This window comes from Hungatella hathewayi WAL-18680, from assembly GCF_000235505.1.
Taxonomy (GTDB): Bacteria; Bacillota; Clostridia; order Lachnospirales; family Lachnospiraceae; genus Hungatella_A; species Hungatella_A hathewayi_A.
The window spans coordinates 2,434,060-2,459,182 of record NZ_JH379027.1; the positions used below are offsets into that span (position 1 = coordinate 2,434,060).

24 protein-coding genes and 1 pseudogene are annotated in these 25,123 nt (G+C 53.3%); 19 read left to right on the forward strand and 6 right to left on the reverse strand.

Features of this window, described 5'->3' with window-relative positions; translation table 11 throughout:
• Nucleotides 1-43: 43 nt before the first annotated feature.
• Both HMPREF9473_RS10915 and HMPREF9473_RS10920 read left to right on the forward strand, forming a co-directional pair.
• On the forward strand, nt 44-1,039 hold the full coding sequence (locus HMPREF9473_RS10915; protein ID WP_006780165.1) for an SPL family radical SAM protein: 996 nt from the start codon (nt 44-46) through the stop codon (nt 1,037-1,039).
• Between the two features lie 162 nt (nt 1,040-1,201).
• Entirely contained in the window at nt 1,202-1,597 is a 396-nt protein-coding gene (locus HMPREF9473_RS10920; RefSeq protein WP_006780166.1) for a pyridoxamine 5'-phosphate oxidase family protein, read from the forward strand.
• A 35-nt stretch (nt 1,598-1,632) separates the two neighbouring features.
• Here the strand turns inward: HMPREF9473_RS10920 and HMPREF9473_RS10925 are convergent, their stop codons facing one another.
• Nucleotides 1,633-1,968, reverse strand: a complete 336-nt coding sequence (locus HMPREF9473_RS10925) for a winged helix-turn-helix transcriptional regulator (RefSeq protein ID WP_034858300.1) — start codon at nt 1,966-1,968, stop codon at nt 1,633-1,635.
• A 197-nt stretch (nt 1,969-2,165) separates the two neighbouring features.
• Here HMPREF9473_RS10925 and HMPREF9473_RS10930 point away from each other — a divergent pair, with 197 nt between their 5' ends.
• The 7 genes from HMPREF9473_RS10930 to HMPREF9473_RS10955 all read left to right on the forward strand — a co-directional run bounded on the left by HMPREF9473_RS10930 (nt 2,166) and on the right by HMPREF9473_RS10955 (nt 8,178).
• Complete coding sequence (locus tag HMPREF9473_RS10930; RefSeq protein ID WP_006780168.1) at nt 2,166-3,092, forward strand: SIR2 family NAD-dependent protein deacylase; 927 nt, start codon at nt 2,166-2,168, stop codon at nt 3,090-3,092.
• A 140-nt stretch (nt 3,093-3,232) separates the two neighbouring features.
• The gene (locus HMPREF9473_RS10935; protein WP_006780169.1) at nt 3,233-4,027 is read left to right on the forward strand and encodes a protein-ADP-ribose hydrolase; all 795 of its coding nucleotides are present in this window, start codon (nt 3,233-3,235) and stop codon (nt 4,025-4,027) included.
• A gap of 9 nt (nt 4,028-4,036) precedes the next feature.
• On the forward strand, nt 4,037-4,144 hold the full coding sequence (locus HMPREF9473_RS26830) for a DUF1016 N-terminal domain-containing protein (RefSeq protein ID WP_278245535.1): 108 nt from the start codon (nt 4,037-4,039) through the stop codon (nt 4,142-4,144).
• A gap of 65 nt (nt 4,145-4,209) precedes the next feature.
• Nucleotides 4,210-4,668 (forward strand): MarR family winged helix-turn-helix transcriptional regulator, encoded by a 459-nt coding sequence (locus tag HMPREF9473_RS10940; protein WP_006780170.1) that lies wholly within the window; start codon nt 4,210-4,212, stop codon nt 4,666-4,668.
• Nucleotides 4,669-4,783: 115 nt separating this feature from the next.
• On the forward strand, nt 4,784-6,220 hold the full coding sequence (locus HMPREF9473_RS10945; RefSeq protein WP_006780171.1) for an MATE family efflux transporter: 1,437 nt from the start codon (nt 4,784-4,786) through the stop codon (nt 6,218-6,220).
• A 172-nt stretch (nt 6,221-6,392) separates the two neighbouring features.
• Nucleotides 6,393-6,830 (forward strand): MarR family winged helix-turn-helix transcriptional regulator, encoded by a 438-nt coding sequence (locus HMPREF9473_RS10950; protein ID WP_006780172.1) that lies wholly within the window; start codon nt 6,393-6,395, stop codon nt 6,828-6,830.
• Nucleotides 6,823-8,178 carry an MATE family efflux transporter gene (locus HMPREF9473_RS10955; protein WP_006780173.1) on the forward strand — a complete coding sequence of 452 codons (1,356 nt, stop codon included), beginning with the start codon at nt 6,823-6,825 and terminating at the stop codon, nt 8,176-8,178. Before HMPREF9473_RS10950 ends, HMPREF9473_RS10955 begins: the two co-directional genes overlap by 8 nt.
• Before the next feature lie 93 nt (nt 8,179-8,271).
• On the opposite strand, the gene HMPREF9473_RS10960 is transcribed toward HMPREF9473_RS10955, so the two are convergent.
• The 3 genes from HMPREF9473_RS10960 to HMPREF9473_RS10970 form a co-directional block, all read right to left on the reverse strand.
• Nucleotides 8,272-8,889, reverse strand: a complete 618-nt coding sequence (locus HMPREF9473_RS10960) for a DedA family protein (protein WP_006780174.1) — start codon at nt 8,887-8,889, stop codon at nt 8,272-8,274.
• A gap of 114 nt (nt 8,890-9,003) precedes the next feature.
• Nucleotides 9,004-9,849, reverse strand: coding sequence for a delta-lactam-biosynthetic de-N-acetylase (gene pdaA, locus HMPREF9473_RS10965; protein WP_006780175.1), 846 nt, complete (start codon nt 9,847-9,849; stop codon nt 9,004-9,006).
• A gap of 129 nt (nt 9,850-9,978) precedes the next feature.
• The gene (locus HMPREF9473_RS10970; protein ID WP_006780176.1) at nt 9,979-10,497 is read right to left on the reverse strand and encodes a nitroreductase family protein; all 519 of its coding nucleotides are present in this window, start codon (nt 10,495-10,497) and stop codon (nt 9,979-9,981) included.
• A gap of 212 nt (nt 10,498-10,709) precedes the next feature.
• Between HMPREF9473_RS10970 and HMPREF9473_RS10975 the strand changes: the two genes are divergently transcribed.
• The 6 genes from HMPREF9473_RS10975 to HMPREF9473_RS11000 all read left to right on the forward strand — a co-directional run bounded on the left by HMPREF9473_RS10975 (nt 10,710) and on the right by HMPREF9473_RS11000 (nt 18,032).
• A complete protein-coding gene (locus tag HMPREF9473_RS10975) occupies nt 10,710-11,912 on the forward strand; it encodes an MFS transporter (protein WP_006780177.1) in 1,203 nt (400 codons plus the stop codon).
• Between the two features lie 125 nt (nt 11,913-12,037).
• The gene (locus tag HMPREF9473_RS10980; RefSeq protein WP_006780178.1) at nt 12,038-13,030 is read left to right on the forward strand and encodes a TIGR01212 family radical SAM protein; all 993 of its coding nucleotides are present in this window, start codon (nt 12,038-12,040) and stop codon (nt 13,028-13,030) included.
• Between the two features lie 60 nt (nt 13,031-13,090).
• Nucleotides 13,091-13,729: a sulfurtransferase-like selenium metabolism protein YedF gene (yedF, locus tag HMPREF9473_RS10985; protein WP_006780179.1), complete on the forward strand. Its 639-nt coding sequence runs from the start codon at nt 13,091-13,093 to the stop codon at nt 13,727-13,729.
• Between the two features lie 155 nt (nt 13,730-13,884).
• Complete coding sequence (locus HMPREF9473_RS10990; RefSeq protein ID WP_006780180.1) at nt 13,885-14,466, forward strand: DUF6465 family protein; 582 nt, start codon at nt 13,885-13,887, stop codon at nt 14,464-14,466.
• Nucleotides 14,467-14,669: 203 nt separating this feature from the next.
• Nucleotides 14,670-16,319, forward strand: a complete 1,650-nt coding sequence (locus HMPREF9473_RS10995) for a SulP family inorganic anion transporter (RefSeq protein WP_006780181.1) — start codon at nt 14,670-14,672, stop codon at nt 16,317-16,319.
• 258 nt (nt 16,320-16,577) lie between these two features.
• Nucleotides 16,578-18,032, forward strand: a complete 1,455-nt coding sequence (locus tag HMPREF9473_RS11000) for an RsmF rRNA methyltransferase first C-terminal domain-containing protein (protein WP_006780182.1) — start codon at nt 16,578-16,580, stop codon at nt 18,030-18,032.
• Nucleotides 18,033-18,110: 78 nt separating this feature from the next.
• Here the strand turns inward: HMPREF9473_RS11000 and HMPREF9473_RS11005 are convergent, their stop codons facing one another.
• Nucleotides 18,111-19,037: an RluA family pseudouridine synthase gene (locus tag HMPREF9473_RS11005; RefSeq protein WP_034859184.1), complete on the reverse strand. Its 927-nt coding sequence runs from the start codon at nt 19,035-19,037 to the stop codon at nt 18,111-18,113.
• A gap of 115 nt (nt 19,038-19,152) precedes the next feature.
• On the opposite strand from HMPREF9473_RS11005, the gene HMPREF9473_RS11010 reads away from it, so the two are divergent.
• Nucleotides 19,153-19,428: a hypothetical protein gene (locus HMPREF9473_RS11010; RefSeq protein ID WP_006780184.1), complete on the forward strand. Its 276-nt coding sequence runs from the start codon at nt 19,153-19,155 to the stop codon at nt 19,426-19,428.
• Between the two features lie 10 nt (nt 19,429-19,438).
• Here HMPREF9473_RS11010 and HMPREF9473_RS11015 read toward each other — a convergent pair whose 3' ends face one another.
• Nucleotides 19,439-20,683 (reverse strand): DNA polymerase Y family protein, encoded by a 1,245-nt coding sequence (locus tag HMPREF9473_RS11015; RefSeq protein WP_006780185.1) that lies wholly within the window; start codon nt 20,681-20,683, stop codon nt 19,439-19,441.
• 241 nt (nt 20,684-20,924) lie between these two features.
• On the opposite strand from HMPREF9473_RS11015, the gene HMPREF9473_RS11020 reads away from it, so the two are divergent.
• The 3 genes and pseudogenes from HMPREF9473_RS11020 (at nt 20,925) to HMPREF9473_RS11030 (ending at nt 25,104) form a co-directional block, all read left to right on the forward strand.
• Nucleotides 20,925-22,040, forward strand: a complete 1,116-nt coding sequence (locus HMPREF9473_RS11020; protein ID WP_006780186.1) for an N-acetylmuramoyl-L-alanine amidase family protein — start codon at nt 20,925-20,927, stop codon at nt 22,038-22,040.
• A gap of 130 nt (nt 22,041-22,170) precedes the next feature.
• Entirely contained in the window at nt 22,171-23,415 is a 1,245-nt protein-coding gene (locus tag HMPREF9473_RS11025) for a D-alanyl-D-alanine carboxypeptidase family protein (protein ID WP_006780187.1), read from the forward strand.
• A 236-nt stretch (nt 23,416-23,651) separates the two neighbouring features.
• Nucleotides 23,652-25,104, forward strand: a pseudogene (locus HMPREF9473_RS11030) (acyl-CoA carboxylase subunit beta).
• Nucleotides 25,105-25,123 lie beyond the last annotated feature (19 nt).

Sequence of the window (25,123 nt, forward strand, 5' to 3'; positions counted from 1 at the left end):
ACTGGAAGTAAACTCATTTATCCAGGAAAGAGAGGAATCAGTTATGAAATTCAACGCCGTCTACTACGAGCCGGACAGTCTGGCTTATCCACTGGGGGAGCAGCTTCGGGAGACATTCAAAGACCTCCCCTGGATTCCCATCGACAGTCACAATTCCATCAAGGAAATGCAGGAGAAACCAAACTCTGAGTTCGGTAAAATGAAGCGCAATCTGATCGTAGGCATCCGGAAAACCCACAAATATGTGGAAAATCAGAAGGTGTCGGACTACCTGGTGCCCTACACCTCCTCCGGCTGCACCGCCATGTGTCTCTACTGTTATCTGGTCTGCAACTACAACAAATGCGCCTACCTCCGTCTCTTCGTCAACCGGGAGCAGATGCTGGACCGCATCATCAAGCGGGGCCAGAAAAGCGAAATCCCCCTCACCTTCGAGATTGGCAGTAACAGCGATTTAGTCCTGGAAAATACCATCACCGGCAACCTGCTCTATACGATTCCACGCTTTGCCAGAGAGGGAACCGGCAGCATCACATTTCCCACAAAATTCCATATGGTGGACCCCTTGCTGGACCTGCCCCACCAGGGCAAAACCATCTTCCGCATGAGCGTCAATCCCCAGCCCATCATCAGTAAAATAGAGCTTGGAACCTCCAGCCTGTCAAAACGAATCGAGGCGGTGAACAAGATGTGTGAAGCCGGATACCCCTGCGGTCTCCTGATCGCCCCAGTCATCCTGACGGAGAACTGGAAAATGCTGTACACCGGTCTGCTGGAAGAACTGCGGGACGGTCTGACCGAAAAAGCCAGAAACCAGATGTTCTTAGAAATCATTTTGATGACCTACTCCTACATTCACCGTGCCATCAACAGCGAAGCATTTCCAAACGCTCCGGAGCTTTATGACACGGAGCAGATGACGGGAAGAGGCCGCGGCCGTTACTGCTACCGGCCGGAGGTGAGAGCGGAGGCGGAAACATATCTTCGGGGTGAAATCAAGCGGATTCTCGGTGATATGCATATCCTGTATATCAGCTGACATTTCTCCAATAGTATCCCTTGGGAAACAGGCCCTCCCTCCGGTGCCTATCCCACTTAAAAGTGCGTACTTCCCATCAAAACTGCAGGGGCCTATAATAGAACCATAGGAAATGGCCATTTCTCAACAATATAACGATGCAGAGAAAAGGAGCAGACAAAGATGAAGAGAGTAGTAGAATTTTTGCAGGCAAATCCGGTGCAGTACCTGGCAACCGTTGGAAGAGATGGGAAGGCGAAATGCCGTCCGTTCATGTTCTGTTTTGAGAGAGAGGGAAAACTGTGGTTCTGCACCAACAATACCAAAGAGGTATACAAGGATATGCAGGCCAACCCGGAAGTGGAGGTGTCCGTCTCCAGCCCGGAGTACGCCTGGATTCGCCTTCACGGCAGAGCCGTTTTTGAGAACAATATGGAGATAAAGAAAGGCGCGCTGGAAAATCCAATCGTCAAGAGCCAGTACGAGACCCCGGAAAACCCGATTTTCGAAGTGTTTTACCTGGAAAATGCCCACGGCCTGATTGCCGATTTCTCCGGTAATCCGCCCTATACATTTTAAAGCCACAATAGTACTGTAAAAAACCAGGAAGAGCATCAGTCTTCCTGGTTTAACTGTTCCCGGTACCCGTTGCCCCAGGCCACCATGGAGTCCATGATGGGCTTTAAGCTGAAGCCGGTCTCGGTCAGCGTGTACTCCACCCGGGGCGGCACCTCAGGATAGACCTTCCGTGTGAGAAGCCCGTCCGCCTCCATACTTCGCAGATGGCTGGTCAGTACCTTCTGGGTAATGCCGGTGACAGATTTCATCAATTCACTGAACCGCTTCGTCCCTGTCATCAAATCCCGGATAATCAGAACCTTCCACTTGTCCCCAATCAGCTGAAGGGTCAGTTCCACCGGGCAGTCCGGTATTTTTCTTTCGGAATTCATCATACATACCTCCTAATAGTATATGAAAGGATATACAGATAAAAGTATACTAATATCGTCATTATAGACCTGTCAGGAAAAAAGAGCAAGCAGTTACCAGAAAATTGTGGTAAAGTGGAGACAGAAGCGCAGGAGACAGAAACGCACGGAGTCAGTGATCAACAGAACATCAGAACAACAGGAAAGGAGACAGGGCGATGGATTGGAGAACTTATCTAAGCGACAGACCTGCTGATACTTATATCTATCAGCAGGAGCCCTATGAGGCGCAGACACAGCGCGCGGCCAGATGGCTCAAAGAGGCGGACGCCGTATTGATTGGCGCGGGTGCGGGGCTTTCCACCGCAGCCGGTCTCAACTACGGGGGCCAGCGTTTTACGGAAAATTTTGGAGAGTTTATCGAACGGTACGGTCAGGAAGCCATGCCGGACATGTATGCCGCCGGATTCTACCCCTTCCCCACGGAGGAGGAGCGCTGGGGCTACTGGTCCAGACATGCCCTCGTCAACCGGATAGAGCCGGAGGGGCTGCCACTGTACCGGGAACTCCATGAGCTTGTCAAAGCGAAGGAGCATTTCGTCCTGACCACCAATGTGGATCACCAGTTCTGGAAAGCCGGATTTGACGACCACCGGATATTTGCCACCCAGGGCGATTACGGACTGATCCAGTGCCAAAAGGGCTGTCACAGCAAAACCTACGATGCCACAGAACTGTTTGTCCAAATGGATAGGGAGAGAAAGGACTGCAAAATTCCTCCCAGTCTGGTCCCCAGATGCCCGGTCTGCAATGGCCCCATGACCATGAATCTCCGCTGTGACCAGTATTTTGTGGAAGACGAACACTGGGAGGAAGCGGCGGCCCGGTATGAAGCATTTTTAACCGGAATGGAAGGAAAGCAGCTGGTACTTTTGGAGTGCGGCGTCGGCCTGTTCAACACCCCAGTCATCATCCGCTTTCCATTTGAGCATATGATGGCGTCCCACCCGGCCTGGCGACTGATACGCCTGAACCTGGACGAGGCCGTCGTGCCGGAGAGTCTGACCCACCGGTCCGCCGGAATATCCATGGATATTGCCAGGAGTATATTAGACATCAAGCAGAAAGCAGAAGGAATCCAATAGAAATCAGGGACTGCCAGGCAGAAAGCAGAAGGAATCCAATAGGAATCAGGGACTGTCAGGTAGAAATCAGAAGATATCAAATAGAAATCAGAAGATAACAAATGAAAAGCAGAAAATCTCAATCAAAAAGAGGAGAGCCAATGAACCAGGAAGAACGACTGGAATATCTAATACGGTATCTGATAAATGAGTCCACAACCTATAAAGATTTACATTACACCCCATCGGAAGCCCCCCGCATCCTTCGCTCCCTCATGAACCTGCGCATGCCCGGCCCGGTCAGTCAGGAGTTCCTGGACATTCAGGATGCCTACCTAAAGGAAGAGTCCCGCCGCCGCGGAAGCGTGGAGCCGGATACTATCCCCACGGTCCGGGAGTCCTGCCACAGCAGTCACAGATTCGCAGACAGAATCTCCATCTGGCAGGGGGACATCACAAGACTGAAAGTGGACGCCATCGTCAATGCCGCCAACTCCCAGCTGCTTGGCTGTTTCGTCCCCTGCCACGGCTGCATCGACAATGCCATTCACTCGGCGGCAGGGCTGGAACTGCGGGAAGAGTGCGCCAAAATCATGGAGAGCCAGCAGACGGAAGAACCCACCGGCCAGGCCAAAATCACAAACGCCTACAACCTCCCATGCCGCCACGTCCTCCACACCGTAGGCCCCATCATAGGCTGGAGCCTGACAGACAACGACTGTGAACAATTAAAATCCTGCTACCGCTCCTGCATGGACCTGGCGGACGAACACCATTTAGAAAGCATCGCCTTCTGCTGCATTTCCACCGGAGAATTCCATTTCCCCAACGACAAAGCCGCCGAAATCGCCGTCCAAACCGTGGAAACATGCCTGGAGACCAGCAGCATCCGCCGTATTATCTTCAACGTATTCAAGGACAACGATTTCCACATTTATGAATCCCTGTTCCGGTAAAGCTCCAATCTGCAAAATATGCGGACTTTTTATCAGACCTATGAGAAATGCCAGACACTGTCTGGCAAATTGAGCTGGTCCCATTACTGTGAACTTCTTTCTATTAAAAACACTTGACAAACCCAGGCAAACAATTATAATAAGTAGTAAGCTACTTAATTTCCAAAAAAGGAGAATCCAACATGACAAACCCTCCAGATGACAAACCAATTGGTCTGAAAATCGCCATTATCGACAGGGCGTTTAAGCGAAGAATGGATGAGCGGGCGGGCAGTATGGGACTGACATCGGTGCAGCTGCGTGTCCTTGGAAGAATCAGCCTGCTGGAATCTGCCGGCGTTTTGGAGATTAACCAGCGGGATTTGGAGGAGGCGGTGCAGGTCACCCATCCAACCATGACCGGCATCATCAAGCGCCTGGAGAACAAGGGATTTGTCACATGTATGCCCAGCCCCACGGACAAACGTTACAAGAAAATCACCTGCACCCCCAAAGGCGCCGGCGTTCACAGGGAGCTGGCGGAGCAGGACCAGGAGGTTTTGCTGGAACTGTGCCACGGATTCACCCAGGAGGACATGGACACCTTTCACCGGCTGACCAGCCGCCTGTTGGAAAATGTATCGGATGAGCATATGTTTTGAGAACATGGCAAATGGCCGGAGACAATCCGCACCGTTTGCTTTTTTACCGGCAAATAGGTAGCATGCTACGAATAAAAACAGTAAAAAGAATCAACTAGTTTGGAGGAAAAACAATATGAATAACACAACAACCATACGGACAGAGGCGGAGCAAAGTCCCTTCGCCACAGACCCCATCGGAAAACTGATAGCCAGGTTTGCCATTCCCTGCGTCATTTCCCTGCTGGTTAATGCCCTTTACAACATCGTGGACCAGATTTTCATCGGCCGGGGCGTGGGCTACCTGGGAAACGGCGCCACCAACGTGGTGTTCCCCATCACCGTGATTGCCCTGGCCGTTGCCCTGCTCATCGGTGACGGCGGGGCCGCCTACTTAAGCCTGAGACTGGGAGAGGGGGATAAGGAGAGTGCGCAGAAAGGCGTGGGAAATGCCGTTACCATGGTGACCATCGCCGGCCTGGTGATGCTTGTGGCGGCTCTGCTCTTCATGGAGCCCATCGTCAACCTGTTTGGTGCCACGGATAACCTGCGGCCCTACGCCCTGGATTACGGCTATATCATTGCCATCGGACTGCCATTTACCATGATATCCACGGCCTTAAATTCCATCATCCGTGCCGACGGCTCCCCGAAATTTGCCATGATGTCCATGCTGCTGGGGGCCATCATCAACACCATTTTAGACCCGATTTTCATCTTCCCGTTACAGATGGGAGTTCAGGGGGCGGCCATTGCCACCATCCTGGGCCAGATGGCCTCGTTTGCGGTGTCTGCCGCCTACCTGCGCCATTTCAAATCCGTGGACATGAAAAAGAGTTGTCTGAGACTGGATAATGCCATCTGCCGCCGCGTGCTGGGCCTTGGCATCAGCAGTTTTATCACCCAGCTCTCCATCACGGTGGTGATGGGCGTCAGCAACAATCTGCTGACCACATACGGCGCCCAGTCCGTTTACGGCGCGGAGATTCCGCTGACGGCCATGGGCATCGTCATGAAGGTGAACCAGATATTGATATCCATTCTGGTGGGGATTGCGGCCGGTTCCCAGCCCATTATCGGTTACAATTACGGCGCCGGCGACCATGCAAGAGTGAAGAAGACTTTATTTATCGCCATCTCGGCGGCGGAGGCCGTGACTATTGTGGCCTTCCTGGTCTTCCAGTTTTTCCCCATGAGCGTGGTATCGCTGTTCGGCTCCGAGGAAGGTCTGTACAATGAATTTGCGGTCAAATGCTTCCGCATTTTCCTGCTGTTCTGCGTCCTCAACGGTTTCCAGACCGTGGCGGGCATCTACATGCAGGCCATTGGAAAACCTATCAAAGCCGCGGCCATCTCCCTGTCCCGCCAAATCGTGTTCATGATTCCGGCCGCCATCATTCTCCCAATCTTTATGGGAGTGGAGGGCGTCCTCTGGGCAGGTCCGGTGGCCGATGGGCTGGCATTTATCCTCGCCCTGGTTTTGACCATGCTGGAAATCAGGCATTTAAACCGGAACCGGGAAGCGGAGAACCAAACCGCGCCCGGCAGCATTGCAATCTGTGCGGAGCAGTAAAAACATCCTTGAAAACAGGGGGACATATCAGCGTTCTCCCTGTTTTTTTGTGCCATTTTTCCAGTTCTGACAGAAATTCGTAAGGTTTCCCAACCTTGACTTCCCCCACCCCCTATGATAATATAGTTAAGCTAACTTAATTAAAATCACTAAACTAAAAAAGGAGAAGCCTATGAAACTGACCAGCAGAATCAATGATTTTTACTACCACATGTCCCTGTATGAACTTCAGGTCATGAGTGGAGACGATTATTTCAACGGCTTATCCTACAACAGTCTTCTCTACATCAATGTCATCGAACAGATGGAGGACTGCACTGCCAGCAAAATTGCCGAAACCCTGGGCATCACCAGGTCCGCCGTGACGATAAAGCTTAACGAGCTGGAACGCCAGGGCGCCATTGTGAAGGAGAAGAGCGAGACCGACCGCCGGGTCACCTACGTCAGGCTCAGTCCGGCCATGGCTGACACGTGCAGTATTTACGATGAGATATTTGAGAAAATAGAACTGGATTTGCGATTGAAATATACCGCGGAGGAGTTAGACATGTTCAGCAAGATACTCCAGGATATATCCAGTTATGAGTGGAGGAGAGTCAAACATGAATAATCAATTGGAGCGGGAGATTACCATCCCGTCTATTTTAAAGTTTACATTTCCGTCTATCGTTATGATGGTGATAATGTCCCTGTATACGGTGGTGGACGGAACCTTTGTGTCGAGACTGGTGGGAACGGACGCATTTTCCGCGGTGAATATCGTCTACCCGCTGTCCAGCGTCACGATTGGCCTGGGCACCATGTTCGGAACGGGGATGACCGCCCTGGTTTCCAGGAAGCTGGGAGAGGGGAAGCGGGAGGAAGCCAACCGGATCTTTTCGTTCATCACCGTCTGTACCGTGATACTTGGATTGGCGGTCTCGGCCGTCAGTCTGCTGTTTCTGAAACCGCTGATTTATGCCATGGGCTCCAATGAGGAGATATTTGGGTACTGCTATGACTATGCCATGCCGCTGGTATTCTTCTTTGTGCCCAATATTTTGCAGTTAATGTTCCAGAGTCTCTATGTGGCGGACGGTAAGCCCCAGATTGGACTGGCGGTCACGATTGTGGGCGGCCTGGCCAACGTGGCGCTGGATTATCTCTTTATCGCGGTATTCCATATGGGGATTGCGGGGGCGGCGGTTGCCACAGGCATCGGCTATTCCCTTCCGGCCCTGTACGGCCTCTGGTATTTCGCCAGGAACCGGCATGGCAATTTCTGTTTCATGAGGCCGAAGAAGCATTTTCGGGCGCTTGTGGAGGCGGCGGGCAACGGCTCCTCGGAGATGGTCAATTTCCTCTCCACCAGCATTACCACCTTCCTGTTTAATATCATTATGATGCGGCTGGTGGGGCAGAACGGGGTGGCGGCCATTTCTATCCTGCTGTATCTGGATTTTGTGCTGATTGCCATCAGTCTGGGCTACTCCATGGGGGTGGCGCCGCTTATCAGCTATAATTATGGAAGGGGGAACTCGGCAAAACTCCGAAGTCTGTTCCGGATGAGCGTGGGGCTCTGTGCGGTGGTCAGCATATTTATGACTGTGGGGACTCTGCTGTCGGCAGATTATCTCTCCGCCATCTTTACCAGGCGGGGAACCGAGGTCTATGAGATGGCGGTAGCGGGCCTGCGGATTTATGCCATCGGCTACCTGTTTAAGGGGTATAATATCTACGCCTCCGCCATGTTCACCGCCTACGGCGACGGCAGGACCTCGGCGACGCTGTCCTTTTTGAGAACCCTGGTGTTCCTGGTGGTCTCCCTGATTGGTCTGGCGGCCCTGTTCGGCGTAACCGGCGTCTGGTTCGCCTCCCCGGCGGCGGAAATGCTGGCGCTGGGACTGTCCGTATATTATACGGTAAAATACCGGAGGCGGCTGCATCTGTGCAAGGATGGCGGCAGAGTGGCGGCATAACAACAGCAAACATTTTAAAAACCAAAACGGGCCATGTCTCCCCAGGGAAACATGACCCGTAATTTTTATATTCCACACCAAACTCTTCCCACCCTAAGATTCCGCCAAAAACCTCTTCTTAATAAACCGCGCCCCGCAGAGCAGCGCCACCACAAGAATCACTACCACCGCCAGAGTGGTATAGGTATCCATATAGACCACAATCCGGCTCCAGGACGCGCCGGCCACGGCCCCCAGCCACACCAGCACCGTGTTCCAGATGGCGCTTCCGAGAGCGGTCAGCAGCAGAAAGCTGGGCATTTTCATCCGTGCCGTGCCTGCCGGGATGGAGATCAGGCTTCGGATAATGGGAATGAAGCGGCAGAAGAAGACGGCGGTATATCCCTTGCGGTTAAACCAGGCGATGGCATCGTCGATGTCGTCCGGGTCCAGACGGAGAATCCGCCCAAGCCTTCCGGCCAGCAGCTTTTTCAACCGGTCCGGTTTCAAAAACCGTCCGACGCCGTAGAGCACAATGGCGCCAATCACCGAGCCCACGGTGGCGGCCGCGATAACGCCCCACACGCCCAGCGTGGTGTAAGTGGTCATAAACCCGCCGAATGTCAGGATGACCTCCGAGGGAATCGGTGGGAAAATGTTTTCCAGAGCGATAAGCCCGGCGACGCCAAGGTAGCCAAACTGATTCATCATTTCTATAATCCAGGCCTGCATGGTACCATACTCCTTTCAAGTTCCAGTGACTCCGCCGTGGAGTTCACAGTTACGTGGATAGTATATCACGATATTGGCGAAGCATCCGTTAAGGATGCGCTAGAAAATCCCCCGTCATCCGCCCTGCTTCGCCACCAGCTCATTCAGCGATTTAAACTGGTATCCCATCTCTTCCCACTTCGTCAGCAGTTCATCCAGAATCTCCCCGTTTGTCTTCGACGTGCTGTGGAGCAGCACAATGGCGCCGGGATGAATCCGCCCCAGCAGCTTCTTAAACGCTTCCTCCTTGGTCGGCTGCTTATCCTCGTACCAGTCCACGTAAGCCAGGGACCAGAAGAAGGTGTGATAGCCTAAATCGTTGGCCATTTTCAAGTTGCTCTCACTGTATTTTCCCTGAGGCGGCCGGTAGAATTTAGTCATCGTCTGGCCGGTGGTCTCCTGGTACAGCTTCTCCAAATCCTGCAATTCTTTGGCAAACGATTCCTGTGTGGAGATTTTCGACATGTCCGGGTGATGGTATGTATGGTTGCCCACCGTATGTCCCTCAGCCACCATCCGCTTCACCAAATCCGGACTGGTGGAAATGTAGTTGCCCACCACAAAAAAAGTGGCCGGAACATGGTGTTTTTTGAGAGCGTCAAGAATCGCCGGCGTGTTGCCGTTCTCGAATCCGGCGTCGAAGGTTAAATAGATTACTTTTTCATCGGTCTGGTCTGCGTAATGTGCATTGAACTGCTTGAGATAATCAGATGTGGCGTTGGCGACCGGGGGCTTGCCTTCCTCCTGAAAGCTTAAGCCCCAGTTGCCGTCAGCCGATGCCGTCACAGCCTCCGGCCGGACGACATCCACTGCTTTTGCAAGTCCATATCCAAAAACAAAGGACAGGACAAAGATGGGAATGGTCTTCGCAATCTGCTTGATGACCTTCCTGTTACCGAGCATTGAGAAATGTTTTAACATAGAAATCCCCTGAATATCTTTATACCAATATATAGGGGGAGAGTGTCATTTATTCGCCGGAAAAGCAAAGGGCCGGGCGGACATGGCCGCCTGCACGGCACTCATCCGCCCGGCGCGTTGGCCGGCTGATTAGTCGATAAACCGAACCTTCCCGGTCTTCACCACCTGTTTATTGGGAGCCTCCGCCGGGTAGCCCAGGGCCGCCATCCCATAAACCACATGGTCAGCCGGAATCTCCAACTCATCCAAAACCGCCCGGATAGCCGGCGCGTCGCAGATGCCCTGAAGCTGGTTAATCCACACGGAGCCGATGCCGAAGGAGTGGGCCGCCAGGAAGATATTTTCCAGGGCACAGGCATTGTCCTCCTTGCCAAAGGGGCTTGATTTCTCGTTGGAAGGGATAATCAGGGCCATGGGGCAGTACATGTCATAGCCGTCCCTGCCAAGTTCTTTTCCGATGGCATTTGCCAGCTTTTGAATCTTCCCGGTGTCTCTCACCACGGTAAACTGCCAGGTCTGAAGCCCTCTGCCGCTGGGGGCGTACAGAGCCGCCTTCACAATCTGCTCCAGCTCCTCCCTGCCAATCGGCCGTTTCTCAAAAGCGCGGACACTTCTCCGTGTCAGTAAATGTTCCATAACTGCATTCATGGTAATACCTCCTGTCTGCTGAAAACTAACAATTTGCTGCTAATTTATAGAATATGCCCCTTTGAATGTGATGTCAATACCGGGTTTCCCGTAATAGAATAATAGGGAGAGGAATGTTCATTGACAAACACCAGGTTGTAAAATATACTTACTAAAGTTTCTTTCATAACAGAAGGTCAATCAACAATCCCAGGAGAGAGGGAGACTGAAACATGAGCATCAGAGACAACTATAATCATACATTAAAGGCGAGTTACGTGGGATACATTACCCAGGCGATTGTAAATAACTTTATTCCACTGCTGTTTCTCACATTTCAAAGCAGCTTCGGAATATCACTGGAGAAAATCACCCTGCTGGTGACGATCAATTTTGGGATACAGCTGCTGGTGGATTTGCTGTCCGCCAAATTTGTGGATAAAATCGGATACCGGACAGCGGCGGTGGCGGCCCATATCTTTGCGGCGGCCGGGATTGCCGGGCTGGGAGTATTTCCGGATATGTTTCCGGATTCCTATCTGGGACTGCTGTTCTGTGTCTGCCTGTACGCGGTGGGCGGCGGCCTGATTGAGGTGCTGATCAGCCCTATCGTGGAAGCCTGTCCCACAGAGAAGAAGGACGCGGCCATGAGCCTGCTTCACTCTTTTTACTGCTGGGGCAGTGTGCTGGTCATCGCGGTATCCACCCTGTTTTTCACGGTGTTCGGAATTGAAAACTGGCGGGCCATGGCGCTGTTGTGGGCAGTGGTCCCTGCGGGAAATGCCATCTTCTTCACCAGCGTGCCCATCGCTATGCTGACGGAGGAGGGCCAGGGAATGTCCATCAAAAGTCTGTTGAGGGAGAAGACCTTCTGGGTGTTTGCCTTCATCATCGTGTGCGCGGGGGCGTCGGAGCAGGCCATGAGCCAGTGGGCGTCCGCCTTTGCGGAATCGGGGCTTCAGGTGTCAAAGACCGTGGGAGACATGGCAGGCCCCTGCATGTTTGCCATTCTGATGGGGGTATCCAGAACCTTCTATGCCAGGTTCAGCGAGAAAATGAATCTGGTGACCTTTATGGCTGGCAGCGGAGTCCTGTGTATCTTCAGCTATATGCTGGCGGCATTTTCCACCAATCCCATCCTGGCTCTGGCGGGCTGCGGCCTGTGCGGGCTGTCGGTGGGAATTCTGTGGCCGGGGGCATTTTCCCTGGCGTCGGCAACCTGTCCGAGAGGGGGAACAGCCATGTTTGCCCTGCTTGCCCTGGCCGGCGATTTGGGCTGCTCCACGGGACCGACCCTGGTGGGCCTGGTGTCCGACACGGCCGGCGGCAGCATCAGCACCGGCCTGATTGTGGCCATCGCCTTCCCGGTACTGCTGATTGTGGCATTGTCCAGAGTGCGGGGGAACAAGGTGAAGCTGGAGGGGGAAGGAAATTGAGTGGAAACAATTAAGTGGAAATAGTTAGGTGGAAATAATCAAGCGGAAATAACTAAGCGGATATAATTAAGTGGAAATGGAATGAAGTAGAGTGAAATGACACGGACATAAGGAGGAAGCGCGGAATGTGGAACGGGAAACCCTATCATTCCCTGGATTACGAGCTGAAGGAAACCTTTGGGAAGAAAATCTATAAGCTGGCCCTGGACGGCGGGATGACCTGCCCGAACCGGGACGGAACCCTGGGAACGGATGGCTGCATCTTCTGCAGCCACGGCGGTTCCGGGGATTTTGCCGTCCCCTTTGGCGGTCCCGACGGCGTGTGGGAGCAGATAGAGCAGGCGAAGGGGCGGGTCGCGTCAAAGGCGGGGGAGCATGGCGGCTATATCGCCTACTTTCAGTCCTACACCAATACCTACCAGGCGCCGGAGTATCTGGACAAGCTGTTTGGACAGGCCATCAGCCATCCCGACGTGGTGGGCCTGTCCGTGGGAACGAGACCGGACTGCCTGCCGCCGGAGGTTTTAGAGGTGCTGGAACGGCTGAACAGGAAAAAGCCGGTATGGGTGGAGCTGGGACTCCAGACCATACACGATGAGACAGCGAAGGCGATAGGACGGGGGTATGAGACCTCCTGCTTCTATGACGCCTTCCGTCGCCTGAAGGAGGCCGGACTCACCGTGGTGGTCCATGTGATTCTGGGACTGCCGGGGGAGGGGCGGAAGGAAATGTATCAGACCGTGGATGCCCTGGGGAAACTTCCGGTGGACGGAATCAAGTTACAGCTGCTCCATGTGCTTCGAGGGACAAAGCTGGCTGAGATGTATGAGGAGAATCCATTTCCCATCTTTACCCTGGAGGAGTACGTGGACATGGTGATAGACTGCGTGGCGCTTCTGCCAGCTGGGACAGTCATCCACCGCATCAGCGGGGACGGCCCCAAATCCCTCCTCATTGCGCCGGAGTGGAGCGGCAACAAACGCCTGCTGCTGAACACCATGACACGGCGTTTTAAGGAGCGCCAGGTCGTACAGGGGGACGGTGTCCTGTTGGAAGACGGAACTATTTTCCTGAAACAGCCGGAGGAAATTTGTAATAATGGGAACAATGCGCTATAATAAAAGTAGGAATATTCGCGGTGACATGTGAATAAAAAGATTGGGAAGGAAAGAAATGACATGAACAAAACCGTAGATGCCAGAAATATCCCGTGTCCCGGACCGGTGATTGAGGCAAAAAAAGCATTGAAAGACATGACGGAGGGCGTTCTGACGATATTGGTAGACAATGCGGCGGCCGTCCAGAATCTGACGAAGCTGGCCACATTTATGAAGCTGCCGGTGACGTCGGAGAAGCTGGATGAGGGCACCTTTCAGGTAGAGTTTCAGGCAGGGGGCCAGACAGGAAGCCAGACAGAGGCAGCAGCCTCCGGTGAACTGCCGGTTCCGGAAGAGACGCTCTGCGCTCCGGACAGCCGGAGGAAAGGGCTGGTGGTGGCCCTCTCTTCGGACCACATGGGCGAGGGAGACGAGACGCTTGGCAAAGCGCTGATGAAGGGGTTTGTCTACGCCCTGACGAATCTGGAACATCTGCCGGAGACCATACTGCTCTACAACGGCGGCGCCAGATTGTCGGTGGAGGGCTCCGAGTCTCTGGAGGATTTAAAACTGCTGGAAGCCCAGGGCGTGGAGGTGTTGACCTGTGGAACCTGCCTCAACCACTACCAGCTGACAGAGAAACTGGCGGTAGGTTCCGTCACCAACATGTACGAGATTGTGGAGAAAATGACACTGGCGGATTCCGTAGTCAAGCCGTGACGAAATAGGGCGAATTTTCATAGTTTTATTGACAAAATGGGGAAACCGTTTTATAATTCTCTCATTGTAAAAGTTAGCAAAACATGTTTACTTGAATATTTTATACATAAATGTAACCGTAAATGATTCAAGTTGATTGAGGAGGAATGAAAATCATGGCAGATGTGAAAGCAGTTGAGACAGCAAAGGTTGAGAAAAAAGCAGAGACACCGGTAGTGGAGAAAGCAGCAGAGAAGGCAGCTCCAGTGAAAAAGACAGCACCGGCCGCAGCAGAACCGGCCAAGGCAGCAGCTCCGGAAGTAAAGAAAGAGGAAGCAGCCAAGAAAGCACCGGCTAAGAAGGCACCGGCGAAAAAAGAGCCAGTGAAGAAGGAAGCAGCTGTGAAGAAGGAAGCTCCGGTGAAAAAAGAAGTGGCAGCCAAGAAAGAAGCTCCGGTAAAGAAGGAAGCTCCTGTGAAGAAAGAAGCAGCTGTGAAGAAAGCAGCTCCGGTGAAGAAAGAGACAGCCGCGAAGAAACCGGCAGCCAAGGCAGCAGAGCCAAAGGCCAGCGTAACCATCGAGTACAGAGATAAATCCGTAGTGGCAAAAGACATTCTTGCACAGGTGAAGAAAGAATTTACCAAGGCAAACAAGGGCGTAGCCATCAAGACCATCGACATTTACGTAAAACCGGAAGAGTCCGTTGCATACTACGTAGTAAACGGTGTCGGCTCCGACGATTACAAGATTTATCTGTAATCCTTCCGTGCCGGTCAGACAGAACGAATACAAAGTGATTACATAGAAGGCCATGTGTCTGGGAACTCTCAGACACATGGCCTTTTCCTTGCTTCAAATTGTCCTGATTTAAGAACTTGATGCCTGCAAAGGGACTGGTATATAATGGAAACCGATTGGTGTAACCATCGATTTGCGAATAAGTACGGGGAGAGTCAGAAAAAATGAGTGAGTGGAAACCAAAGATAAGTACCTGCATGAAGGGATATGATAGAAAACAGTTTGGGAAAGACGTGGCGGCCGGAATTCTGGTGGCCATCATTGCCTTTCCCTTGTCGGTGGCGCTGGCCATCGCATCGGGGCTGAGTCCGGAGCGTGGGCTGTACACGGCGATCGTGGGCGGCTTTCTGGTGTCGGCCCTTGGCGGCAGCCGTGTCAATATCGGCGGGGCCACGGCGGCGACGGTGATGACGGTGTTTTCCATTGTCGGAGAGTTTGGACTGTCCGGTCTGGCGGTGGCGACGATTATGGCGGGTCTGATCCTGATTGTGATGGGCATCCTCAAGGCGGGTGCCCTGTTAAAATACATTCCCAAAACGATTACCCTGGGCTTTACGGCGGGAATCGCCATGGGTATTTTCTCCGGCCAGCTGAAGGGATTTTTCGGCCTGGAAATGGGGGCCATCCCGGTGAAGGTGCTGGACAAATTCATCGCCTACGGGAAGGTGATACACACGGTGGACGTGGCGGCCCTGCTGATTGGGCTGACAGCCATGGGAATTCTGATTGCGCTTCCCAAGGTCACGACAAAGATACCGGCCTCGCTGGCGGCCATTCTGATGACCACGCCCATGGCGGCCATACTCAACGGAAAAGTGGATACGATCCGCAGCGTCTACGGGGAACTGCCATCCCATTTCCCGGCGTTTACCGTGCCGGAGATCAGCTTAGAGATGATAGAGAATCTGATACCGTCGGCATTTACCCTGGCTCTGCTGATTGCCATTGTATCGCTGCTGGCCTGCGTGGTGACCGACGGGCTGATGGGAGAGCGCCACGACTCCAACCAGGAACTGATAGCGGAGGGAATCGCCAATGTGTTCTGTGGCTTCTTTGGTGCCGTCCCGGTGGCTGGGGCGGTGGCCAGGGCCTCAAACAGTGTGAAGAGCGGCGGGCGGACGCCGGTGGCCGGCATGGTCCACAGTCTGGTTGTGCTGCTGATTCTGCTGTTTTTCATGCCGTTGGCAGGATATATTCCCATCCCCACACTGTCAGCTATTCTGATTATGGTGGCCTACAATATGAGCAACTGGCAGGAGTTCGTGTTTATGGCGAAGCATGCGCCCAAATCAGATTTCACGGTGCTGATGGGCACCTTTCTGGCCGGCGTGTTTGTGGACCTGCTGTTTGCGGTGGAGGTGGGAGTCATCATTTCGGCGGTGCTTTTTATGAGGAGAATGTCGGACGTGGCCAGTGTGCGGAGCTGGGAATATCTGCCCCAGGAGGAGAGCGGGGACCCGGAGAGACTGAGCCTGCGGGTGGTTCCCAGACATACCCTGGTTTATGAGATAGAAGGCCCCGTATTCTTTGCCACGGTGGACTTATTGATGAACATCACGGCCACGCCGGACACCAAGGTGATCGTGCTGCGCATGAGAAGCGTGCCCTCCATGGATATCACGGCGCTTCGCAGTATGGAAGGCTTGCTGGAGCGGTGCCATAAAAAGGGGATAACCCTGGTGCTGTCCCATGTGATGGAGCATCCCTATGCAGTGATGGAGAAGGCCGGTTTCCTGGGCCGGCTGGGGGAGGAGAACCTCTGCGCCAATATTGACGAGGCGCTGGCGCGGGCGGAAGTGATTGGGAGGATGTGAGAGCAGGAAATAGACTTTGGTGGAAGCGTTCAACTGGATGTGATGTCAGAGGGCAATCTTTAGCGGAAGCGGGAGTTCTTTTGCCGAGAACATGGAGTGATTTTGTCGGAAATCCGGAATGCTTTTTGGCTGGAACTGGTTGACCAGGCTGAAACCTTCTGTTAAACTGTTGCCATGCCACATGGGGAAGTTCCCTGTGGGAAGTATCAAATAAAATATTAAATACAAATTAGAATACAAATGGAGTAGGACATAAATATGAACGAGGAGACAGGCGTGGTACTGCCGGAAGCATTTGAAATAAAGATGAGAACCCTTCTGGGGGAAGAATACGGTGCTTTTATAGAAAGCTATAAGAAGGACAGAGTCCAGGGACTGCGCGTCAACACCCTGAAAATAGGGCGGCAGGATGGCTTCGAAAAACTGTCCCCTCTCTTTGAACTGAGAGAGATTCCCTGGGCCAAGGAAGGCTTTTATTATGAAGGAAATACCCGTCCGGGAAAGCATCCTTTTCACGAGGCCGGCCTCTACTACATCCAGGAGCCCAGCGCCATGTCGGTGGTGGAGCTGCTGGACCCGCAGCCGGGCGACTTCGTGCTTGATATGTGTGCTGCACCCGGCGGAAAGAGCACCCAGATAGCCCAGCGCCTCCAGTCCCGCGGATTTCTGTTAAGCAATGAAATCCACCCCGCCAGAGCCAAAATCCTGTCCCAGAATATGGAGCGGATGGGCGTGGCCAACGCGGTGGTGGTCAACGAGGATACCGGCCGCCTGGCGGAGTATTTCCCGGAATTCTTTGACAAGATTGTGGTGGACGCCCCCTGCTCCGGGGAGGGCATGTTCCGCAAAGACGAGGGAGCCAGAGCCGAGTGGAGCCCCGACAATGTAAAACTGTGCGCCGCCCGGCAGCAGGAAATCCTTCACAACGCTGCCGCTATGCTGAAAGGCGGCGGCCGTCTCGTCTATTCCACCTGCACCTTCTCCCCGGAGGAAAATGAGGGCAGTATCGAAACCTTCCTCAGGGCCCACCCGGAGTTCAAGATCGAGCAGGTGGGCTCCTGCGGCCTGTTCAGTCCGGGAAGACCGGACTGGGTGGAGGGCGGAAGAGAAGAACTGGGATACACCTTCCGCATCTGGCCCCACAAGGTGGAAGGAGAGGGCCATTATCTGGCCGTCCTGAAAAAAGAAGGCACTGCCACCGTGCGGAGGCGGAAAATGCCGTCTTACGTCAAAGACAAAGCCGTGTTAAAGGCCTGGCAGGAGTTTGAGGATACCACACTGACACGGACTTCCCGTGACTTCACGAATCTATGCCAGTCGTGGAAAGACCATCTCATCCTGTTTGGCGAGCAGCTCTACGCGCTTCCGGAAGCCATGACAGACTACCGTGGCTTAAAAATCGTAAGACCTGGCCTGCACTTAGGAACCATCAAAAAGAACCGTTTGGAGCCGTCCCACGCCCTAGCCCTCTATCTGAACCGGGAGGAAGCCGCCCAGTGGTACAATCTAAACACGGAGTCCGACACCCGCCAGATAGCAGCCTACCTAAACGGCGAAACCCAGCCCGCACCGGAGACACCGTCGGAAAACTGGAATCTGCACGGCAAAGGCTGGGTTCTGATGCTGGTGGACGGCTATTCCATCGGCTGGTCCAAGCTGGCCGGCCAGACGCTCAAGAATCATTATCCCAAGGGACTGCGCCGCCCAGTATAAACCAAACTCGTTATTTCAAGGAGAGCTGCACCGTCCTTTATCATTCAAACTCATTATCCCAAGAAATTGCGCCGTCCTTTATAGCCTTAAATCACTATTCAAGGGGACGGCAATATCTCTGATAAATAATTTCATATCATCAGGAAGAGGGGCTTCAAACCGAAGCTCCTTTTTTGTGATAGGATGACGAAATTCCAGACAATAGGAGTGAAGCGCCTGTCTTTTCATATACCGGTAATCCGGACAGTACAGAAAATCCCCCGGCAGCGGATGTCCGATAAACTTCATATGAACCCGAATCTGATGGGTCCGCCCCGTCTCCAGCCGAAGCGACACCAGCGTGCAGTCCAGCTCCCGGTTGTAAACAAGTGCCTGATAATGGGTACAGGCTGCATCCCCCCGCTCAAAGTCCACACACCGCTCAATCGTAGAACCATCCACCCGCGCAATCGGCGCCGTGATGGTCCCATTTCCCTCCAGCCGTCCGCTCACCACAGCCAGATACTGCCGGTGAATCTCCCGCTCCGCTACCATCCGCGACAGAATCGCGGCGGAGAGAGCGTGCTTTGCCAGAATCAGAAGCCCGGTGGTATCCCGGTCCAGCCGGTTGACAGCCCGGTACACGAAGGGCTCCCCCTTCCTGGCGTAGTAATCGGCCACCCCATTGGCCAGCGTGCAGTCATAATTTCCCTGGGACGGATGGATGGGCAGATTGGCGGCCTTGTTGATGACCAGCAAATCTTCATCCTCATACACTATATCAAGTTCCATGGGAACCGGCACAATGGTGTCCGAGCGTTCCGTCTCCACCAGCCGTATCGTCAGCATTTCCCCGGGGGATAAGCGGTGGGTGGTGTAAGTCAGCTTCCCGTCAACCGTGATCCCGTTCTCCGTATTCCGCAGATGGACAATCAGGTGCCTGGAATACCCCTCCGATTTCAGAAATTTCTCAACACTCCAGTTCTCATATTCCGTTGTAATCTCATAGTTCAGTAATTTTTTCATATTCAAGATTTTATCACGATTGGCCTCCATTCACAAGCCACAGCGATTGACAACCTCCGGCATACGTGTATAATCATTGGTAGTAAACCAATAGAAAGCCAAAGGAGCCAAGAGAATGAACGAAGAATTATACGAAAAACTGGAAGCGGAATTCGCAAAACGCCACATTGACGAGGAGGTGGAGGATGTCCTTCTTGATATGGCGGAAATGCTGGCGGACAAAAACGTGCTGGGTAAAGAAATCAGCTGCAAAAAGACCATCGGCCGCACCCCGCTGGAAGCTGTCGGCTTCTGCGAGGCGGACGAGGAATATCCCGACGAAGCCAGCGTCTATATCAAAACCCTGACTGTCGCCGGAACCGTATACGAGATCGAAGACTACCTCCTGTAAACACCCTTCGTCAGTCCCCCAGATGCTTCTTCTTGCTGGCCGCGTGGTCCACAATGGCGTCGCTCTGCAGAAAACTGGCCCGCTTGATGCTGTCAATGCCAAACTTATCGCGGATGCTGTCTACCGCTTTCTCGAACTGCTCCATCCGCTTATCCTTCCCAGTGTCAAACAGACTCAGCTGGCAGTAGTCGTCGCCGGCAATCCGGCTGGTGCGGACGCCAATCAGCCGCAGCGGCGTGAAATCCCAGGAGTCCTTCAGCAGCCTGCAGGCGTTCTGGTATATCACCGAGGTGGAGTCCGTGGGGGAGGAGAGGGTCAACTGGTGGGATTGGTTGTGAAATTGCCAGTCCCGAAGCTCCACACAGATGCAGTTGCACACCACATGGTCGCTTCGAAGGCGGGCGCCCACGGTCTCGCATAGGGATAGCACCACCTGACAGGCCGTCTCGTAGTCCGACACATCCCTGGACAGGGTGACGCTGTTGCCGTAGCCCTTGTTGATGGGTTCCCGCTCCGCCACCGGCTCGTCGTCAATGCCGTTGGCGTAGTTGTGAATCAGTGTCCCGTATTTATTTCCCAGATGGGAGCAGAGCAGATGCACGTCGCAGCGCGCCAGATCGCCGATGGTGTTGATGCCGATGGCTGTCATTTTCTTCTCCGCCGCGCCGCCCACGAAGAACAGCTCCCGGACCGGCATGGGCCACATCTTCTCCGGCACTTCGTCAAGCCATAGACTGTGGCACTTGTCCGGCTTCTGAAAATCCGAAGCCATCTTGGCCAGCAGCTTGTTGGGAGCCACCCCCACATTGACCGTAAAGCCAAGCTCCTTCTTCACCCGCTCCCGAATCTGCCTGGCCACGTCCATAGGCTCCCCAAACAGGTGAATGGTCTCCGTCATATCAAGAAACGCCTCGTCAATGCTGAATTTTTCAATATCCGGCGTGTAATCCTCCAGCAGATGAATCAGCTTCCTGGAATTCTCAATATAGATATCAAACCGGGATGGCACCACCGTCAGTCCGGGACATTTCTTAAGGGCCTGCACCAGCGGCTCCCCGGTGGTAATGCCGTAGGCCTTCGCCGAGGTGGATTTGGCCAGCACAATCCCGTGCCGGGACTCCCTATCGCCCCCCACCACCGCCGGAATCGTCCGCAGATCCAGAGCCTCCGGGTCCTGAGACAGCCGGTACACCGACTCCCAGCTCAAAAATGCCGAGTTCACATCAATATGGAAAACAACCCGCTGCTTTCCCATACATATCCACCAACCTTTCTTCCTATCAGTATACCAGAATATATGTTCGAATAAAAGCCCCAAAATAAAATTCCATACCATGGATTCCATATATAAATTCTATGTAATGAAATCGTAATATCTTGTAAGAAGAAATCAATTGAAGATATGGATAAAGAAGGCTACAATGGTAATATAAACCAGAGTGGATTGGAATACCGGTTTGGAGTCATTTTGAATCAGGAAGGAAAGGGGTAGTGTTATGAGAAAAAGAACAGCAGCCCTGCTGCTTACTTTGTGTATGGCCATGGGAATGAGCATAAGCGCACATGCGGCAGAGACCAAGATTGAGAAAGTGGAGATTGAGTTCAGCTGGGACAGTGTCCCCGCACAGGGAGAGCGCCCCGGAAAGGTCAGTGCAACGGCAAAGGGAGATGCCAAGTACCGGGTGGGAGACGTGTATTACACCAACGATGTGGATGACTACTGGGTGTTAGGAGACATGCCGGAAGTGGTTGCAGTCCTTCATGCGGCCAACGGCTACCGGTTCAGCTCTACCGCCAGAAGCGTGTTCTCTATCTCCGGTGAGAACGCCAAGTACAAAAAGGCCAGAACCTATGACAGCGGAGATACGCTGGAGTTGACGGTCACCTTCCCGCGGCTGACAGGAAAGCTGCAGGCGGTAGAGAACAACTACTGGGAAGACAACATGGCTGTCTGGGATGAGCTGGAAGGCGCTAAGAGCTATGAGATACGGTTATACCGCAACGACAAACTTCAGACGACGGTGAAGAGCACCAGCGCCCACTATGATTTCTCCGGCAGCTTCACAAGAGAGGGAGATTACAGCTTCCGGGTGAGAGGAATTGCCACATACAACAACAATCCAGGTGAGTGGTCGGAGGATTCGGATTACAATATTATCTCGGAACGGCAGGCCCAGAGCACGCCTGTCAACGGCGGCTGGGTTCAGGATGCAAGAGGCTGGTGGTACGCCTTTAGCAACGGAGGATATCCGGCATCCACATGGCGTCAGATTAACGGAGCCTGGTACTACTTTAACAAGAGCGGTTACATGGTGACCGGCTGGCAGAACCTGGACGGGAACTGGTACTACCTGCTTCCGAGCGGAGCGATGGCTACCGGCTGGCAGTTCGTCAACAATAGATGGTACTACATGAACGAGAGCGGAGTCATGCTGACCGGATGGCAGAACATCAATGGCCGCCGGTACTACCTGGAGGGAAGCGGAGCCATGCTGACCGGCTGGCAGCACCTCAACGGCAGCTGGTACTGCTTTGACGCGTCCGGCGCCTTATATACCAACACCTGGACCCCGGATGGATTCTGGGTAGATTCCTGGGGTATCTGGAGATAACAGAAGATTCAGTCACAGAATGAAAAAGACAGGGAGTCCGGCCGGCTGGCCGGGCTCTTTATTGATTCCACGAATAAGAATCCCAATCACAGAATAGGATAGATAATAAACTACCAGGATGGGAAGTCCCTTGAAATCAATCGTCCTTACACTATTATCCACATTTCTGTCCCTTCAGCTGTGCCTCTTCCCGGCCTTTGGGGAGACGGGCGGGGAGGAGCAGGAGAAAGACTTAAAACTCTACGCCCAGTCCGCGGTTTTGATGGATGCCGCATCTGGCCGGATTTTATATGGAAAAGAAGAACTGCTGCAGCGCCCCATGGCCAGCACCACCAAAATCATGACCTGCATCCTGGCCCTGGAAAACGGCTCTCCCGACGACGTGGTCAAGGTGTCTTCCTACGCGGCCGGCCAGCCAAAGGTTCATCTGGGCGTCTCCACCGGCGAGACCTTCCGCCTGGGGGATTTGCTCTACTCCCTGATGCTGGAATCCCACAACGACGCGGCCGTCATGATAGCGGAGCATATCGGCGGCGATGTGAAGGGCTTTGCCAGGATGATGAACCAGAAGGCCAGGGACATCGGCTGTGAGAACACCTATTTCATCACCCCCAACGGCCTGGACGCCGTGGAGACAGACGAGTCCGGCAGGGAGCAGATTCACAGCACCACCGCGGCGGATTTGGCCCGCATCATGTCTTACTGCGTGTGGGAGTCCCCCAAGCGGGAGGAATTCCTGAACATCACCCAGACCCAGAACTATTATTTCACCGATTTGGAGGGAAAACGCAGCTTCAACTGCACCAACCACAATGCCTTCCTCTCCATGATGAACGGCGTGCTGTCCGGCAAGACCGGCTTCACCGGCGGGGCCGGCTACTCCTACATCGGCGCCCTGGAGGATGGCGGCCGCCAGTTTGTGGTGGCCCTTCTCGGCTGCGGCTGGCCGCCCCACAAGACCTGGAAGTGGTCCGACACCCGGGCCCTCTTCACCTACGGCCTCGCCAACTACCAGTACCGTGAGGTCTACCGGGAGCAGAACCTAAAGCCTATCCCCGTGGAAAATGGCATCAGCCCGGAAACCGGTATCGGCCAGACGGCCTACACGGACGTCACCATGAATCTAAAAGACGAGGAGAAGAGTCTGAAGCTTCTCATGAAAGAGGGGGAGAAGGTCCAGATGTCCACCGACATCCCCAAGAAACTGAAAGCCCCGGTGAGAGCCGGAACCGTCGTGGGCAGCGTCACCTACTATCTGGAGGAAAAACCGGTCAAGGTCTTCCCCATATACGCCGGCAGTGACGTGGAAGAGGTGACACTGAACTGGTGCATCCGCAATATTCTGGATAAATACCTGGTCTGCCCGGCCTGGTAACCACAAAATCAAGCGATATTTCCCAAAAGAGCGGAGAAACATTCCGCTCTTTTTCCTTACTTTTCCATAGCTATTACATATCTAATAAAATTTTGGATAATTTCACCAAAAACATCTTGAAAAATAACCCAATTAGTTATACAATTATAATCGGCAGAAATTTGGATTTACTGTGTGGTTGTTTGTTAAAAGCATAACAATCATACATCAAATATTTAAAAATGGAGGATAGCAAAATGAGTAATTCAGCACAAACATCAGCAAGTAACCGTATCAATGCCTTACTTGATGATAACAGTTTTGTTGAAGTCGGCGCTTATGTCACAGCGAGAAATACGGACTTCAACATGACAGGCAAGGAAACACCTGCCGACGGTGTCGTGACCGGATATGGTACCATCGAAGGCAGCCTTGTTTATGTGTACAGCCAGGACGCTTCTGTTATGGGCGGTTCCATGGGCGAGATGCACGCCAAAAAAATCTCCAATATTTATGAGCTGGCCATGAAGATGGGGGCGCCGGTGATTGGTCTTATTGACTGTGCAGGTTTGAGACTGCAGGAAGCCACCGATGCACTTCACGGATTTGGTGAGCTTTACAAAAACCAGACCATGGCATCCGGAGTGATTCCACAGATTTCCGCTATTTTTGGCACCTGTGGAGGCGGTATGGCAGTGTCAGCGGCGCTTACTGACTTTACCTTTATGGAAGGCAAGTCCGCAAAGCTGTTCGTCAATTCGCCAAATGCCATCGACGGCAACTATACATCCAAGTGTGACACTTCTTCCGCATCATTCCAGAGTGAGGAAGTGGGTCTTGTTGACTTTGTCGGCGACGAGACAACCATTCTTTCCGAAATCAGAACCCTGGTTTCCATTCTTCCGGCCAACAACGAGGATGATATGTCCTACGATGAGTGTGGCGACGATTTGAACAGAGCATGTGCGGGACTGGACAACTTAGCAGAGGACCCGGCGCTTTCCCTGTCCACCATTTCCGATGACAATTTCTTTATGGAAGTAAGAGCGGCATACGCACCTGCCATGGTGACAGGCTTTATCCGTCTGAACGGGACAACCGTGGGCTGTGTGGCAAACCGCACCGCCAGCTACGACGAGAGCGGCGAGAAGAAAGCGGAGTACGAGGCGGCCCTCACATCCAGAGGATGCAAGAAGGCAGCGGACTTTGTCAACTTCTGTGACGCATTCAACATTCCGTTACTGACACTTGTCAATGTCAAGGGCTATGCGGCCAGCCTGTGCGGCGAGAAGCATATGGCCAAATCCGCAGGCAGACTGACCTACGCGTTTGCAGATGCAAGCGTGCCGAAGGTAACCGTGATTGTGGGCGAAGCCTACGGAACCGCTTATCTGACCATGTGCAGCAAATCCATCGGCGCGGATATCGTGTACGCGTGGCCAAACGCTTCCATCGGCATGATGGACGCCACCGCGGCAGCAAAGATTATGTATGCGGATGAGATTGCCGGTGCGGACGACAGCGTTTCCCTGATTCAGGAGAAGGCGGCTGAGTACCAGGCACTGCAGTCCAGCGCGGTAGCGGCTGCGAAGAGAGGTTATGTGGACGATATTATCGAGGCGGTTGACACCAGAAAACGTGTCATTGCAGCGTTTGAGATGTTATTCACAAGAGAGAGGAACGTCCAGCTAAAAACACGGCACGGTCTAAACGAGGTGACAGGTATATG

What these genes read in the sequence shown, in the direction of transcription:
- HMPREF9473_RS10915 (WP_006780165.1), top strand. Translation starts at nt 44, where the DNA reads ATGAAATTCAACGCCGTCTACTACGAGCCGGACAGTCTGGCTTATCCA.
- HMPREF9473_RS10920 (WP_006780166.1), top strand. Translation starts at nt 1,202, where the DNA reads ATGAAGAGAGTAGTAGAATTTTTGCAGGCAAATCCGGTGCAGTACCTG.
- HMPREF9473_RS10925 (WP_034858300.1), bottom strand. Translation starts at nt 1,968, where the DNA reads ATGAATTCCGAAAGAAAAATACCGGACTGCCCGGTGGAACTGACCCTT.
- HMPREF9473_RS10930 (WP_006780168.1), top strand. Translation starts at nt 2,166, where the DNA reads ATGGATTGGAGAACTTATCTAAGCGACAGACCTGCTGATACTTATATC.
- HMPREF9473_RS10935 (WP_006780169.1), top strand. Translation starts at nt 3,233, where the DNA reads ATGAACCAGGAAGAACGACTGGAATATCTAATACGGTATCTGATAAAT.
- HMPREF9473_RS10940 (WP_006780170.1), top strand. Translation starts at nt 4,210, where the DNA reads ATGACAAACCCTCCAGATGACAAACCAATTGGTCTGAAAATCGCCATT.
- HMPREF9473_RS10945 (WP_006780171.1), top strand. Translation starts at nt 4,784, where the DNA reads ATGAATAACACAACAACCATACGGACAGAGGCGGAGCAAAGTCCCTTC.
- HMPREF9473_RS10950 (WP_006780172.1), top strand. Translation starts at nt 6,393, where the DNA reads ATGAAACTGACCAGCAGAATCAATGATTTTTACTACCACATGTCCCTG.
- HMPREF9473_RS10955 (WP_006780173.1), top strand. Translation starts at nt 6,823, where the DNA reads ATGAATAATCAATTGGAGCGGGAGATTACCATCCCGTCTATTTTAAAG.
- HMPREF9473_RS10960 (WP_006780174.1), bottom strand. Translation starts at nt 8,889, where the DNA reads ATGCAGGCCTGGATTATAGAAATGATGAATCAGTTTGGCTACCTTGGC.
- pdaA (WP_006780175.1), bottom strand. Translation starts at nt 9,849, where the DNA reads ATGTTAAAACATTTCTCAATGCTCGGTAACAGGAAGGTCATCAAGCAG.
- HMPREF9473_RS10970 (WP_006780176.1), bottom strand. Translation starts at nt 10,497, where the DNA reads ATGAATGCAGTTATGGAACATTTACTGACACGGAGAAGTGTCCGCGCT.
- HMPREF9473_RS10975 (WP_006780177.1), top strand. Translation starts at nt 10,710, where the DNA reads ATGAGCATCAGAGACAACTATAATCATACATTAAAGGCGAGTTACGTG.
- HMPREF9473_RS10980 (WP_006780178.1), top strand. Translation starts at nt 12,038, where the DNA reads ATGTGGAACGGGAAACCCTATCATTCCCTGGATTACGAGCTGAAGGAA.
- yedF (WP_006780179.1), top strand. Translation starts at nt 13,091, where the DNA reads ATGAACAAAACCGTAGATGCCAGAAATATCCCGTGTCCCGGACCGGTG.
- HMPREF9473_RS10990 (WP_006780180.1), top strand. Translation starts at nt 13,885, where the DNA reads ATGGCAGATGTGAAAGCAGTTGAGACAGCAAAGGTTGAGAAAAAAGCA.
- HMPREF9473_RS10995 (WP_006780181.1), top strand. Translation starts at nt 14,670, where the DNA reads ATGAGTGAGTGGAAACCAAAGATAAGTACCTGCATGAAGGGATATGAT.
- HMPREF9473_RS11000 (WP_006780182.1), top strand. Translation starts at nt 16,578, where the DNA reads ATGAACGAGGAGACAGGCGTGGTACTGCCGGAAGCATTTGAAATAAAG.
- HMPREF9473_RS11005 (WP_034859184.1), bottom strand. Translation starts at nt 19,037, where the DNA reads ATGAAAAAATTACTGAACTATGAGATTACAACGGAATATGAGAACTGG.
- HMPREF9473_RS11010 (WP_006780184.1), top strand. Translation starts at nt 19,153, where the DNA reads ATGAACGAAGAATTATACGAAAAACTGGAAGCGGAATTCGCAAAACGC.
- HMPREF9473_RS11015 (WP_006780185.1), bottom strand. Translation starts at nt 20,683, where the DNA reads ATGGGAAAGCAGCGGGTTGTTTTCCATATTGATGTGAACTCGGCATTT.
- HMPREF9473_RS11020 (WP_006780186.1), top strand. Translation starts at nt 20,925, where the DNA reads ATGAGAAAAAGAACAGCAGCCCTGCTGCTTACTTTGTGTATGGCCATG.